We start from the raw sequence: 14,808 nt of genomic DNA on the forward strand, positions 1-14,808 counted from the left end.
ATTTGAGCGAGACGATTTGCCGGAAAGGATTGATCAATGTCTGCGGAATCTGTTGACGTGGTATGCAACACGAGTATTGCAGCGACGTCTGGGCCACTGAGTGCTGACGAACTGCAAAAAATGAACGCCTATTGGCGGGCGTTGAATTACCTGTCGGTGGGGCAGATCTATTTGCTCGACAATCCGCTGCTGCGCGAACCGCTCAAGCGAGAGCACATTAAGCCGCGGCTGCTGGGGCATTGGGGCACGTCGCCGGGGCTAAATATGCTCTGCGTGCACCTTAATCGAGTCATCAAACGCGATGATTTGAACATGATTTATGTCATCGGTCCCGGACATGGAGGTCCGTCCCTCGTAGCTCATGCCTATTTGGAAGGCACCTACAGCGAAGTCCACCCGAACATCAGTCAAGATGCCGAAGGGATGCAAAAGCTGTTTAAGCAGTTCAGCTTTCCCGGTGGGATTCCCAGCCACGTTGCTCCGGAGACGCCCGGCAGCATCCACGAAGGGGGCGAATTGGGATACGCCTTAAGCCATGCCTATGGAGCCGCGTTCGACAATCCTAATTTAATCGTCGCATGTGTAGTTGGCGATGGTGAAGCCGAAACCGGTCCTTTGGCGACAGGTTGGCATGGCAACAAATTTCTCAATCCCGCACGTGACGGCTGCGTGCTACCGATACTGCATTTGAATGGCTACAAAATCGCCAATCCCTGTTTTCTGGCCCGCATTCCTAAAGATGAATTGCAAAAACTGTTCGAAGGTATGGGCTACAAGCCGTACTTCGTTGAAGGAGATGAACCGCAGTCAGTGCATCAGCAGTTGGCCGATGTCATGGATCGTGTTTTAACGGACATCAACGACATTTGGACCGAATCCCGACAAGGGGGAGTCGTCGAACGCCCCTCCTGGCCGATGATTGTGTTTCGCACACCCAAAGGTTGGACCTGTCCTGCGGAGATTGATGGAAAGAAATGCGAGGACTATTGGCGAAGTCATCAGGTTCCGATGGGGGATATGGATAACCAGGATCACATTCGTATCCTCGAGCAATGGATGAAGGATTATCGGCCCGAAGAATTGTTCGACACCAATGGAGGACTGATTCCTGAACTTGCGGAACTAGCCCCTCAAGGTCAACGCCGGATGAGCGACAACCCGCACGCCAATGGCGGGCAACTGCTGCGAGATTTGAAACTGCCTGATTTCCGCGAGTATGCCGTCGAAGTCACGAGCCCTGGTTCAACGATTGCCGAGTCGGCGCGGGTGATGGGCGCTTATCTTCGCGACGTGATGAAACGCAACTTGGAAAGCAATAATTTCCGCCTCTTCAGCCCGGATGAAAACAACTCCAACCGCTGGCAAGACGTGTTGGAAGTCACCGACCGCTGTTATATGGCCGATATTTACCCCGAAGACGACCATCTTTCTCCTGACGGGAGAGTCATGGAAGTCCTCAGTGAGCACCAATGTCAAGGGTGGCTGGAGGGATATTTGCTCACCGGCCGGCATGGATTTTTCTCCTGCTACGAAGCGTTTATTCACATCATCGATTCGATGTTCAACCAGCATGCCAAGTGGCTCAAAGTCTGCAATCACATTCCGTGGCGACGACCGATTGCATCGCTGAATTATTTTCTTAGCTCACATGTGTGGCGGCAGGACCACAATGGCTTGAGCCATCAAGACCCGGGATTCATCGATCATGTTGTCAACAAGAAGGCGGAAGTGATCCGCGTCTATTTGCCACCGGATGCCAATTGCCTGCTTTCGGTGACTGAACATTGTTTGCGGAGCCGTAACTACGTCAATGTGGTCATCGCCGGAAAGCAACCTGCCCAGCAATGGTTAACGATGGACCAAGCCATCAAACATTGTTATGCAGGTGTCAGTATCTGGCCTTGGGCTTCCAATGACGAAGGGACAGAACCGGATGTCGTGATGGCCTGTTGCGGCGATGTCCCAACATTGGAAACGTTAGCAGCGGTCGACTTGATGCGACAACATCTTCCCGAAGTGAAGGTTCGTGTCATCAACGTGGTCAATCTCATGAAGCTGCAACCACAAAGTGAACATCCTCACGGCCTGTCAGACCACGATTTCGACGCCCTGTTCACAACTGACAAGCCGATTATCTTTGCCTTTCATGGTTATCCTTGGCTGATCCATCGATTGACATATCGCCGCACCAATCACAAGAACTTGCACGTCCGTGGCTACAAAGAGGAAGGAACGACAACCACGCCGTTCGATATGGTTGTGATGAACGATTTGGACCGTTTTCATCTCTGCGAGGATGTGATCGACCGACTCCCGCAACTAGGAGCCCGTGCCGCATATCTGAAACAGGCTATTCACGAAAAGTTAATCGATCACAAGCAATACATTGCCAAGTATGGTGATGATATGCCGGAGATTGCCAATTGGACATGGGGAAAACAAGGCCTGCCTGGAATGGTCGGCACATCTACGGAAGGCGACAATGTCTGAATTGAGTCCGAACGGTCAGGCGACACACAGAGGTGAGACTGCGGGATGATTGACCATAGCCTAAGCGGTGATAGCGCACCTTTGGGAGCAACAGTTGTCACCGGCGGCGTCAATTTCAGCCTGTTTTCGCGCACGGCAACCGGTGTCGAGTTGTTGTTGTTTGATCACGCGGATGACGTCGCCCCGTCGTGGGTGTACCGGATAGATCCAGCAACCAATCGATCTTATCACTACTGGCACCTCTTCCTACGAGATGTGAAACCTGGGCAATTGTACGGCTATCGCGTTTGTGGACCGTCCGATTTCGGACGCGGACTGCGATTTGATCCACAGAAAATCTTGCTGGATCCCTATGGCCGAGCAGTCGTCGCGCCGTCGAATTACGACCGTAACGCCGCTAGTCTTCCCGGCGACAACGCAGGTACGGCATTAAAAAGTGTGGTCGTGCAACCGGCTCACTATGACTGGGAAGGCGATCAACCACTACGGCGACCGTCAGCGCAGACCATCATCTATGAGATGCATGTCCGCGGTTTCACGCAGCATGAGAACTCTGGCCTCCCCGAGAGCAAACGCGGCACGTACGCCGGTTTGATTGAAAAAATCCCCTACCTGCAACAATTGGGAATTACGGCTGTCGAGCTGCTTCCCGTGTTCCAATTCGATCCATTTGACGCTCCTCCCGGCAAAACGAACTATTGGGGATACTCACCGATATCGTTCTTTGCGCCACACGCGGCCTATAGCTCTGACCGGACTCCACTCGGACCCGTTAAAGAGTTTCGCGATATGGTCAAAGCGATGCATCGCGCCGGAATAGAAGTGATTCTGGATGTTGTGTTTAACCACACGACTGAAGGTGACGAACGGGGGCCGACACTTTGCTTCCGGGGCATCGACAACCCGACGTACTACATCCTCGAGCAGGGCGAAAAGTATTCCAATTACTCCGGCTGCGGCAATACGCTCAATGCGAATCATCCCATCGTCCGTCGGATGATCCTCGACAGCCTGAAGTATTGGGTCCGCGAGATGCACGTCGACGGGTTTCGTTTCGACTTGGCCTCCATTCTGTCGCGGGATGCTAGCGGACATCCGCTTGCAAATCCACCAGTGCTGTGGGACATCGAATCCGATCCCTACTTGTCAGGCACCAAGTTGCTCGCCGAAGCCTGGGATGCGGCTGGACTGTATCAAGTCGGCAGCTTTGTCGGTGATGCATGGAAAGAGTGGAATGGCCGCTTTCGAGACGACGTGCGAGATTTCTTTCGAGGCGAACCGGGGTCGGTGCGGTGGATCGCGGATAGAATCGTCGGCAGCCCCGAGATTTATGGACACAAGGGTCGCGAAGTGGAGCAAAGCGTCAACTTTATTACCTGCCACGACGGTTTCACGCTCAACGATCTGGTCTCCTACAACGGCAAACACAACGAAGCCAACGGTGAAGGCAATCGCGACGGGTCCAACGATGATCGCAGTTGGAATTGCGGCATGGAAGGCCCCACTGACGACTTCACCATCGAGCAGCTCCGCAACCGCCAAGTAAAGAACTTTCTCGCGGTCACGATGTTGTCGCTAGGCCTCCCGATGATCACCATGGGAGACGAGGTCCGCCGCACTCAGTGCGGCAATAACAACGCATACTGCCAGGACAATGAGCTAAGCTGGTTCGATTGGACGTTGTTAGAAAAATATGACGATGTGCATCGATTCTTCCGTTTGCTCTGCAGCAGACGCGGACTTCGTAATATCGAACACGAACGAAATCGCGTGAGTGTAAACGCGATGTTACAGGCCGCGACGAAATCCTGGCATGGCACCACACTCAACCAACCGGACTGGGGCGATAATTCTCGAAGCATCGCTTTCTCTGGTGAGCTTCGTCATGAAGGCATGCAATTTTATCTGATCCTGAACGCCTATTGGGAGTCGCTAGAGTTCGAATTGCCGACACGCGACCGCGGCAAGTGGCGACGCTGGATAGACTCATCGCTTGAATCACCCAATGATATTGTTCCGTGGGAAGAAGCACCAGAATGGTCAGCAGATACTTATCGGTCGGCAAGTCAATCTGTGGTGATGCTGCTTTCAGTGAATGAATAATAATCTCAAAAGGAGCATATCTATTTCCGATGTCGCAAAGTGAGAAGATCTTAGTCAGTGACTTCGCCGGCACGCTCATCCAGCGAGAAGACTGACATGTTACGGCCGACGCATATTTCGATTCCAACCTTGGTCCGGGTAAAAGATGAGCCACTCTTGTCGGACGGTTCGACTCACGCATTTTTCAGTCACCCTGAATTTGACTTGGAAAGGCCCCGCTTGTTCGCAACGGCACTGATGCTCAATGCCGTTGCCGAGGACCCGTTCTCGCGATCTGAATGGCTCCAGGCAGTTCGGATCGCCCCCGCAATGAAACCAGGATACTATACTGTCCAATGATGATGTGTTCTCCAAGGTGAATGAGATTCTCGTTCACGACGTTCCTCTAAAGCGATGCTTTCGGGATTGAATTGCCGATGTTGATACTTCTGCTTAACGCTGGATCCAGCAGTTTGAAGGCGACTGTTATGGAAACCACGCAGCACCGTGTGGTGGCCACCGGGCATGCTGACTGGGCAGGAACTTCGACCCAGTATCAATACATCGGGCCGGATCAAAACAAACACGCAGAACGGGTTAGCTGGAAAGGGCACGCGGAAGCCGTCCGTCGCTTTATTACCGATCTATTGAAACAGAAACCACCGGCACTGACAGATCTTTCCCATCTGGCAGCTGTCGGGCATCGTGTCGTCCACGGCGGAGACTATACAACCGCAATCCAAATCACACCGGATGTTCGCTCTCGCATCGAACAACTGCGTACACTGGCGCCGCTGCACAATCCACCCAGTTTAGAAACACTGGCTGCCGCTGAAGCTGAGTTACCGAATCTTCCCCACATCGCCACGTTCGATACGGCGTTTCATTCCACGTTACCGCCCAAAGCCTATACCTATCCGATTCCGATGAAGTGGACACGCGACTGGGGGATCCGTCGGTTCGGATTTCATGGGCTTAGCCATGCTTATTGCAGCAATCAAGCCACAAATATGCTCGACCGTCCGCGCGACGAACTGCGCCTCGTAATCTGCCATCTGGGGCACGGATGTTCTGCAGCAGCAGTTCAGGGCGGTCGCTGTCTCGATACCACAATGGGCTTTACACCACTCGACGGTTTGATGATGGCCACCCGTAGCGGTTCGATTGACCCGGGAATCCTAGAGTATGTTCAAAATAATCACGGGTTGTCCGCCGAACAAGTCGGGCACTCGCTGAACCATGATTCCGGGCTATTGGGGGTGTCCGAAATCTCGGGCGATCTACGACAATTGGAAGAAGCAGCTAATGATGGGCACGAACTGGCTCAATTGGCAATTGGCATCTATGTGCATCGCATACGTCAAGCAATCGGAGCTTTGACAGTCACGCTAGGGGGAATTGATGCGCTGATCTTTACGGCAGGGGTTGGCGAAAACTCATCAGGAATTCGCAGATTGATTTGTTCCGACCTCGAATGTTTGGGGTTGGAGTTGGATACCGAGGCCAACACTGCGTGTCAGCCAGATGCCGACATCGCCACAAAAAGTTCGCGCGGCCGAATACTGGTCATAGCCACCCGCGAAGATTTGACCATGGTGCGCGAGATACAAGCGATCATTGATCTGTCATCACAAGGACCGGGTGGAGTTCCCCAGGTAACTGTTAGTAAGTCAAATGACAAGTTACCTGGTATAAGCAATAGTTGATCAATTCAAGTTATGTCGACACTATCTTCAATAAATATGAACTATGAATATTTTTGCATCAGACACTGTCATTGTGTTCAACGAAAGCATTTCGTCTAGAGTTTCCGTCGAGGGTTCATGGCCCGTCGCGAAGGCGACAATAACAACAGTATTCACTACCTTTGTTGCCGTGTCGGTGTTGGTTACTTTGCTGGGTTTTAGCCGTTGGAGTGATCTACGCGGAATAGCCCTTGTTAGCGAAATTTGCTCCCTTGGCCCACCATTTGGTGGAGTAATTGCATTCGCGTCGATATTGCAGATACTGTTTGGGCGTAGTCTATGGGTGAAAAAGGGTGAGTTTGTGTGTATCGCCCGTACTGGAATCATTAGGCCTCGATGGCGCTATCCCGAGGTAGTGCAAGTCAGTATTCATGAACGTCCAACTGGCTGGATTACAATGTCGCTCACAATTCATCGTGAACATGAAGTATCAGTATTTAAGTTCTATACTCGGGCAGACAAAGGATTGTCTGAGAAAATGAAAGATGCATTTGGAGATAAACTCGTTATGGAATACTGAAAATTTCTATATGAGAGTTGTTGCCGCACGGTCCATAAATAGTGACGGATGTAAGTTGAACGTCCAACTGAATGACATAAGAAATATCCGCGGGTGCCCTCAAAAGATTCATTCAAAACGGCGCAGCCGCAGGAGAGGTTTGCAAACTGCCAGCAACGTTACGGCAAGACCACCCACCGACATCGTCGGTCCTGAGAAAATCGACCTTCAGACAACGAGCCACTGGCCCCAGTTGTGACGTCCTGTGAGATGGAATGTGAATTTAGTCGGTCCAGAGGTTCATTTTTCTCACAGAATCGCACGTAAGACGTCCCCCCTAACCGCCCCCCAAACAACCAGCCCGCTCACGATCCTCCCCAACAGCCCACGACAACCCCCGCACCATCCTCGATGCGACAGCGGCGTTCGTGCAGCACTACTGGAATGCCACAAATTCACGAATACTATCAGAATCCTAATGAAACAATCCGCGCCTGCAAGGGTGACATAAAAGCAACTGCAGAGCACTATCATATTCCACCCGACTTACTGGCGGCTGTTCTCTTGGCGGAGCTGGATGACTATGACGTAATCGATCTGCTTGGGGATGATTGGACGCTCTGGGGGACGGAAGAGCATAGTATCGGCATTACTCCATTGCGAATTGACAACGTGAGGAATTGGGCTATCTGGTTGCCCGAGTTTGGGTGGGGAGAAGGCGATGATCCTGCAAAGAACATTCGCTCAGCACTCGAAGATGACAAAACAGCCATTCTACTACTGGCTCAGGCGATTCAATTTCGATTCCCGTCGAAGAAAATTTGCATGTGCCCTCTTGACCAGCCGTCGAGAAAAGACGAAACTGAATGGGGACACTATCAGGATCCAACGTTTCGCTTGGCGAAACATCGTCGCATAGCGAGGACGATTACCGGTGGAATTGATTGGCGTGTTCTCACACGACGGACGAAATACTAAGTTTTAGTATTTTGTCAAGTCAAACCTGCCTGGCCGAGCAGCAGAAAATAGCTGACGGGATGACCGATGTGACGCAGCGCGGTTTTAAGAAGCGATGCCTGATCGCGCTGCTGCTTATGCTAAGCTTCAGTCGCCCTCTACAGCGATTGGCCCAGCAGCAATTCCACTGGCATGCCGGTCGCACCGACAAGCAGCGCCGCTGACTGGGCAAGTTCATTCAGCTGATCGAGCAGGGCGCGTTGGTTCTGAAGCATACTGGTGCGGGCTTGGATCACACGCACGACGTCGACTTCGCCCTCGGCTAATTGTTGTTCCAGGCTTTGCAATTCGCGCGGTAACTCCGAGACGGCTTCGTTATTCCCACGGTGAAACTCAACATAGGCAAGTTTGTAACGCTCGTATGCGGCTTGCCCCTCTAATTCCGCCCGTAACAGCGCTTGCCGCCAGATTGTATTTTGTTGGCTCAGTTCGGCAGCACGCTGCGTTTCCAGCGGTTTGCCCGAATTGATGATGGGCAGATTCATTTCAGCGCGGAACCCGAGTCGTGTCATGCCATCTGGATCTCCCTGATAATAGGGACCGAGTTGCAGGTCCGGCACACGGTCAGCGGATGCCAATCGCAGATTGGCGCGGGCCATATCGATGTTCGCATGCGCTGCCAGGACATCGGGGCGGTTTGCAGCCCAACTCGCGACCCAGGCTGCGTCGCGGGCCGTCGAATCCCTGTCGATTCCCTGATCGGTCTCTGCAGGCACCAATGCTTCTCCGGCAGGAAGTTGCCAGTCAATCTGTTGCAAATCACCGTCGAAGTTGAGAGGGGCATACGGCGGAAACCCAAGTTGTCGCCGAAGATCTCTGAGGGCCGTCTGGTGATTTGCTCTTGCTAACTGCAGTTGCCGTCTGGAGGAATTGGTATCGATACGAATCGTTGCCACATCAGCAGCGGCAACGCTGCCCGCTTCGAACCGTTTCTGGAGTGTCTTCAGCAATCGTTCGTTATTCGTGTGGTTGGCCTCGGCTATTAGGAGCAAACCGTTTTGGTACAAAGCTGTGAAGTAGAGCTGAGCGGTAAGCGAAGACGTTTGCAATTCGGCTTGATGAATGTTCCAGCGAATACCGTTTAATGAGGAGAACGCCGCGTCTTCGCGATGTCCTTGCTGACCGGCCAACTGGAAACGCTGCATCATCAACATGTAATGATACGTGGACCTTGGATTAACATTGTCCAAGTGCTGATAGGGTGTCGCCTGAACCTGCACGAAGGGGTTAAAAGGGTATGTTTGAGCGACACCCAAGGTCGCGACTCCTACCCGTTCCGTAGCGCGCAAGGCCACCAAGTCAGGATTGTTCGCCAGGGCCAGCGAGATGGTACCGCTCAGGGAGAGCGAATCAGCCGGCTCCGGTTCTATGGGAATTGAATCGATCGCCTGCGGAACGCCAGAATCGTCAATCGCGATCGATTCTAACGATGTCTGTTGCACAACGGGGGACGACTGATCCAGTGACGAGGGAGTGCCTGTCTCCGCGACGGTCGTTGTCCCCGGGGGCGCTGCCTGACTCGCATCGGTGGTGCTAGCGGATTGATACGCACCATTAGTGCGGCATCCGCAGCAGACCAACGCCATCAGACAGAATGAGAGAAAAAATCGAAGATTGGCCATCCTGGCCTTTCACTGGCAACAAAACTGACTGCCGGAAAACACGCTCCGTCTTTCCCAATCCAATCGGGGGCCTAACGAATGTTTTCGTCACATCGCGCCCCAGTGAACCAGCGCCATCCATCTCAATAACAAAGAGTTAATCTTAACCTGTCCCGAAACTGCCAGTTTTGGTCTCAAAACTGTTGGGGCGGGTGTTTTAGGCAGAAACCCGTTACACCGCCGCCGGGTATTCCCTGCCATTGGGTTGATCATCGTCGCTATCTGTAACCGCATGCCGTCCCCACAACAGGTACAGCGGGGGGAGCAAGAAGAGGTTGAGAATTGTGGAGGTGACCAAACCGCCGACGATGACGACCGCCAGTGGGTATTCGATTTCGTGCCCGGGTTTGTTTCCGTAAATCACAAGCGGCAACAGCGCCAGTGCGGTCGTTAACACGGTCATCAGAATCGGGGCAAGTCGTTCTTCCGCCCCCCGCACAACGAGATCGCGACCAAATGGTAATCCTTCGACAACTTGTAGGTGCCGATAATGGCTGACGAGCATGATGCCGTTGCGGGCGGCGATTCCCAGCACGGTGACAAAGCCAACCAGCGAGCCGAGCGACAACACGCCACCCCCCAGCCACACGGCGACTACGCCGCCGATGAGTGCGAACGGAATCGTTAGGCAGACCATTAAGGTTAGGCGGACCGACTGAAAATCGATGTAGAGAATCAACAAGATCCCCAGCAGTGCCAACGCGCCTAGCGCCAGTAGTCGGCGTTGGGACTCTTGGAGGGCGGCGTATTCGCCCAAGAATTCTGGATGGTAACCGCGGGGAAAGGGCATCGCTCCGACGGCCGCTTCGATGTCCTGCGCCACCGAGGCCAAATCACGGCCTTTGGCATCGCAGGTGACATCGATGCGCCGCGAGCCGCCTTCGCGTTTCACTTCGTTGGGTGCTGGAACAATGCTGATTTCGGCGACGTCCTTCAACGGCACTTGTCCCCCTAGAGTGGTATCGATCCGTAATTCGTGCAGCGCCATCAGGTCGGTGCGGCTTGAACGATCACCCCAGACGACGACATCCATTTTGATTTGGTTCTCGTAGACTTCGCCAACCTTGGTCCCCCGCAAAAGTGTGGTCACCGCCCGGCGGACTTGGCCGGGAGTGAGTCCAAAGCGTTCGGCGGCCAGCGGTTTTAGACGCACGTCAACTTGCGGAACGAGTACTTGTGGCTCGACCTTAAGATTGTCCACGCCTTCGATTTTTTCGATCACAGCGCCAACGGCATGCGCCTGGTCGCGCAGCGACTGCAATTCCGGCCCGTAGATCCGTACGACGATGCTCGAACTGGCGCCGGTCAGGACCTCCTTAACGCGCTCGCGCAAGTAGGTGAGTACGTCACGGTACAACCCCGGATAACCATCGACCGCTGCCTGGATTTTGTCGAGCGTGGCATCGTAGTCGACCGTCTCGTCGATGCTGATCCATAGCTCGGTAAAGTTCGGCCCCACGACTTCGTCGGCGACTTCTGCACGGCCGATGTGACTGCCAAAATTACGGACCCCGGGAATCGCCCGCAGTTCACGACTGGCTTGCACGGTGATGCGGTCCATTGCCTCAATCGACGTCCCAGGCTTTTCGACAAAGTGCATCAGAAAGTCGGTCTCCTGGAAATTTGGCAAAAATTCCTGACCCAGGTTGCGGACCAGCATGAACGTGGCGGCAAAAGAAATTGCCAGAAAGGCAATGGCCGACTTGGGACGCACGGCAAACCAGGGGAGCACCGCTCGGTAAGGAATTTTCAACCAGCGCGTAAGCGGCGGCTCGTGATCGGAACTATGCCCCCGCGTTAAAATCAGCAGTGACATTGCCGGAGCGACGGTCATCGCCACCACCAGGGAAGCGAGAATCGCCAATACGTATCCAATTGCCAACGGTCGGAAAAACGCGCCGGGTAATCCTTCTAAAAAGAAGACTGGCAAAAAAACAAACACGATGATCGCCGTCGCATAGACAACGGCGCTACGGATTTCCAGCGACGCTTCCAGAACCACTCGAAACGACGAACGGGGATGTTCCGCCGTCCGGTTGAGGCGCAAACGACGGACGATGTTTTCCACATCGATGACCGCATCGTCGACGACTTCACCCAGCGCGATCACCAAACCCGCGATGATCATAGTGTTGATCGTCATGCCCCACCAATAGATCAGCAACACTGCCGTCATCAGCGACAGTGGAATCGCTGTCAGGCTGATGATCGCTGTCCGCCAGTCAAACAAGAAACTGACCAGCACGACCACGACCAACACGCATCCCAACAATAGCGCGTGTGTTAAGTTGTCGATCGAGCGTTCAATAAACGTGGCTGGGCGGAAGATGGTGGAGTCGATCTCTACGTCCTTCAGTCCCGGTCGGAGCAGGTCCAATGCCTGCTCCACTTCGTGAGTGACTGCCAGCATATTGGCGGCCGGTTGTTTTTCGACGATGAGCAATAGGCCCGGTTGATCGTTGATAATTGCATCGCCAATGGGTGGCGGCGAGCCGATTTGCACTTCGGCAACGTCCCCCAGTCGCATTGGCGCACCGCCGGTGAATGCAACGACCGTTTGAGCCAAAGCTTCGGGACTTTTGACGGGTGGGAGTTGCCGGACGGCCATCCGTTGGTTCGGAGTGTCGACAAATCCACCAGCGTCCAATACGACCGCGTCGCCGGCGGAACGCAGTACCGCATCCAGCGAAACCTGGTGCGCCCGCAGGCGATCCATATCGACCAACACTTGAAACTGTTTGTCCCGTTGGCCCCACACGGCCACGTTGGCCACTCCCGGAATGGCCATCAGCCGGGGGCGAATGGTCCAGACGGCTAACTCCGAGAGGTCTTGCTGAGAAAGCTTGTCGGACCACATGCCGATCTTCATCATCCGGCTCAGCGACGACAACGGTTGCAGGATCACCGGAGGCCGTGCAACCGTCGGCAGCCGCGGCGTTTCGACAGCTAGTCGTTCTTGGACCAATTGCCGTGTTCGATCGAGATCGGAATTTTCCCCCAGCAGCATGCGAATCGAAGACAACCCGAGGACCGATTTGGAACGTAGCGTTTCCAGCCCGGGCGTACCAACGAGTGCATTTTCCAGCGGAAACGTGATTAGGTTTTCGACTTCCTCGGCCGATAGGCCGGGCGCTTCGGTTTGGATTTCCACGTAGGGCGGCGCGAATTCAGGGAACACGTCGAGCGGCATCGCGGGAATCGTGCGTAGTCCTCCCACGATCAGCAACACGGCAGCGGCGACAACCGCTACGCGCAACCGCAGGGACATTTCAACAAGCCACCTCATCGTATTCTCCAACCGTTCCGAGCGGATTTTCGTATCGCATGACTTCGGGCAGTGTCGACCGCAAAATTATTTTGCAAAACCAAACTCTGTCCCCATAAGTTCTGCCGCTCCGGCAGTGACGACCTGTGCACCAACGGCCGGTCCCCGTAACAGTGCCGCCCTGCCCTCTTCCACCCAACCGACTTCGACGCGGCGGCGTACAAATTTGAGCGGCTCGACTTGTTCGTAAACCCACTGTCCGCCGTAAATATCGTGGATCACAGCCGACCAGGGGACGGTTTTCGTCTCCGCTTCGCCAATGATCGGAAGATGCGCCGCCACGCGTTGGCCTGGGCGAAAATGGTGGTTGTCGTTGGCAACTTCGTAGTACAAATCAACGGCCGCCGAAAGCGGGGTCGCCGTGGGGGGTGCGGCAATCGGTTGGGCAATTGTGTCTTGTTCCGAATGGACGCCGTCCAGTAGAGTGAGCCGCGCGGGTTGGGAGGTGCTCAACTCGTCCAATTCGCCGACATACAACGAAACCCGGATCCACATGACACGGTCGTTCATGATTTCAAACAACGCCGCTCCGGCGGCAATCATTTGCCCAGTTTGAACAAGAGTGGAGCGGACAATCCCCTGTAGGGGCGAGTCAATCGGAATGGGTTGAAGCGTGCCCGCCTCCGCGTCTAAATTGATGTCGTCGACGAGTGCTTTTCGTGCTTGGGCGGCAGTGAAAGCTTCGCTCGCGGATTCAAATTGCGCCTGGGCATCGTCGACCGCTTGTTTGGTTCCCACGCCGCTCTTGAATAATCGCTGAGCGCGTGCGAAGGCGATTTGTGTTGCCTCGGATTGGACCTTGGCTTGCTGCAACTGCCCAGTGGCATCGATTTGCGCTTGGGCGACAGCAAGTTTCGACTCGGCCACGCGAATCCGCTCAGAATGGGTTAACACAGAGAGTTCCGGCGTCAGCAACGGCAATAACTCCAGCAATGGTTCGCCATCCCGCACTGATTGGCCGACCTCCGGGAATTCTCTACCAGGTGATTCGCGCAATGTTCCAGCCAGAGGGGCGGAAACGATCACCGATGCATCCGTTGGTAAAACCACCTCGGCACCGTACGGTCGAGAACGGGGCATCGACCGCACCTCCAAGGTCGCAAACTCCAATGCCAGACGCTTAACTGCCTCGGGGCTGAGCTCGATGATGTTCAAATCCGACTCATGAACGGGATGCGTCGTTTTAGAATGCGCAATAGCCGGTGCCGATTTTGAAGGCGCCGCTTTGCTTGATTTCTGTTGCGTTTCAGTCCATAAGACGTACAGCAACGCGACAATCACGATGCTTGATGCGGCGATGAACAAGTTTTTGAGAATGGACATAGTTATTTATCGATCAGGCTGCGGCACAATGCACGCGTATTGGCCACGTCGGAGGAAGTTAGAATTGTCATACGTTCAGCAAATTTGTTTGCGAGGAACCGGTGTTTGGTGCGCTAGTGCTGAGTAGAATACGGATCATGACTGTAGTTCCTGATTCCAATTGGCTGTGCAGGTCGATTGTTCCGTCATGCGCCAACACGGCAGCCTTCGCGATAGAGAGGCCCAGCCCCGTTCCACCGCTATCAGTTTGGCGGGAGGGATCGACGCGATAAAACCGCTCGAAGATGTGCGGAACGTCTGATGCAGAGATCCCGATACCGTTGTCTTGGATTTCGACGACAGCTGCCTGTGCGGTGGTTTGCAGTCGAATCGTCACTTCGCCGCCAGGGAGGGTGTATTTGATGGCGTTTTCCAAACAATTGAAGAACACCTGACTGAGGCGAATATCATCCCCATTCACCTCGCAAGTTGCGCCGCTTTCGCAGGCCAGCATTACACCACGGTCATGTGCAAACGGTTGTAGTTGCTCAGCGACATCGCCCAGCAGCGCGTTGAGTTGCACCGATTCGTGAACGGATTGCGTGATTCCCGCGTCGTGCCGGCTGAGGTTGAGCAATTGATCCGCCAAGCGGCCCAGTCGCGTCGTTTCTTCGACAACCACTTCCA

9 protein-coding genes are annotated in these 14,808 nt (G+C 54.2%); 5 read left to right on the forward strand and 4 right to left on the reverse strand.

The annotated features are described in order from the left end of the window. Positions 1-36 precede the first annotated feature (36 nt). The 5 genes from CA54_RS27740 to CA54_RS27760 all read left to right on the forward strand — a co-directional run bounded on the left by CA54_RS27740 (position 37) and on the right by CA54_RS27760 (position 7,794). On the forward strand, positions 37-2,490 hold the full coding sequence (locus CA54_RS27740) for a phosphoketolase family protein (protein ID WP_146374278.1): 2,454 nt from the start codon (positions 37-39) through the stop codon (positions 2,488-2,490). A gap of 45 nt (positions 2,491-2,535) precedes the next feature. After that, the gene (gene glgX / locus CA54_RS27745; RefSeq protein ID WP_146374279.1) at positions 2,536-4,593 is read left to right on the forward strand and encodes a glycogen debranching protein GlgX; all 2,058 of its coding nucleotides are present in this window, start codon (positions 2,536-2,538) and stop codon (positions 4,591-4,593) included. 416 nt (positions 4,594-5,009) lie between these two features. Next, on the forward strand, positions 5,010-6,278 hold the full coding sequence (locus CA54_RS27750) for an acetate/propionate family kinase (RefSeq protein ID WP_146374280.1): 1,269 nt from the start codon (positions 5,010-5,012) through the stop codon (positions 6,276-6,278). 43 nt (positions 6,279-6,321) lie between these two features. Further along, positions 6,322-6,837, forward strand: a complete 516-nt coding sequence (locus CA54_RS27755; RefSeq protein ID WP_146374281.1) for a hypothetical protein — start codon at positions 6,322-6,324, stop codon at positions 6,835-6,837. Between the two features lie 423 nt (positions 6,838-7,260). Then, positions 7,261-7,794 (forward strand): hypothetical protein, encoded by a 534-nt coding sequence (locus CA54_RS27760; protein ID WP_146374282.1) that lies wholly within the window; start codon positions 7,261-7,263, stop codon positions 7,792-7,794. Positions 7,795-7,931: 137 nt separating this feature from the next. Here CA54_RS27760 and CA54_RS27765 read toward each other — a convergent pair whose 3' ends face one another. From CA54_RS27765 to CA54_RS27780, 4 genes are all read right to left on the reverse strand, one after another. Beyond that, complete coding sequence (locus CA54_RS27765; RefSeq protein WP_146374283.1) at positions 7,932-9,455, reverse strand: TolC family protein; 1,524 nt, start codon at positions 9,453-9,455, stop codon at positions 7,932-7,934. Positions 9,456-9,666: 211 nt separating this feature from the next. Continuing rightward, positions 9,667-12,780 carry an efflux RND transporter permease subunit gene (locus tag CA54_RS27770; protein WP_146374284.1) on the reverse strand — a complete coding sequence of 1,038 codons (3,114 nt, stop codon included), beginning with the start codon at positions 12,778-12,780 and terminating at the stop codon, positions 9,667-9,669. A 66-nt stretch (positions 12,781-12,846) separates the two neighbouring features. Then, the gene (locus CA54_RS27775) at positions 12,847-14,142 is read right to left on the reverse strand and encodes an efflux RND transporter periplasmic adaptor subunit (protein WP_146374285.1); all 1,296 of its coding nucleotides are present in this window, start codon (positions 14,140-14,142) and stop codon (positions 12,847-12,849) included. A gap of 67 nt (positions 14,143-14,209) precedes the next feature. Next, positions 14,210-14,803: a sensor histidine kinase gene (locus CA54_RS27780; RefSeq protein WP_146374286.1), complete on the reverse strand. Its 594-nt coding sequence runs from the start codon at positions 14,801-14,803 to the stop codon at positions 14,210-14,212. Positions 14,804-14,808: the final 5 nt, after the last annotated feature.

It is taken from the genome of Symmachiella macrocystis (genome assembly GCF_007860075.1).
Lineage (GTDB): Bacteria > Planctomycetota > Planctomycetia > Planctomycetales > Planctomycetaceae > Symmachiella > Symmachiella macrocystis.

What these genes read in the sequence shown, in the direction of transcription:
- CA54_RS27740 (WP_146374278.1), top strand. Translation starts at nt 37, where the DNA reads ATGTCTGCGGAATCTGTTGACGTGGTATGCAACACGAGTATTGCAGCG.
- glgX (WP_146374279.1), top strand. Translation starts at nt 2,536, where the DNA reads ATGATTGACCATAGCCTAAGCGGTGATAGCGCACCTTTGGGAGCAACA.
- CA54_RS27750 (WP_146374280.1), top strand. Translation starts at nt 5,010, where the DNA reads ATGTTGATACTTCTGCTTAACGCTGGATCCAGCAGTTTGAAGGCGACT.
- CA54_RS27755 (WP_146374281.1), top strand. Translation starts at nt 6,322, where the DNA reads ATGAATATTTTTGCATCAGACACTGTCATTGTGTTCAACGAAAGCATT.
- CA54_RS27760 (WP_146374282.1), top strand. Translation starts at nt 7,261, where the DNA reads ATGCCACAAATTCACGAATACTATCAGAATCCTAATGAAACAATCCGC.
- CA54_RS27765 (WP_146374283.1), bottom strand. Translation starts at nt 9,455, where the DNA reads ATGGCCAATCTTCGATTTTTTCTCTCATTCTGTCTGATGGCGTTGGTC.
- CA54_RS27770 (WP_146374284.1), bottom strand. Translation starts at nt 12,780, where the DNA reads ATGAGGTGGCTTGTTGAAATGTCCCTGCGGTTGCGCGTAGCGGTTGTC.
- CA54_RS27775 (WP_146374285.1), bottom strand. Translation starts at nt 14,142, where the DNA reads ATGTCCATTCTCAAAAACTTGTTCATCGCCGCATCAAGCATCGTGATT.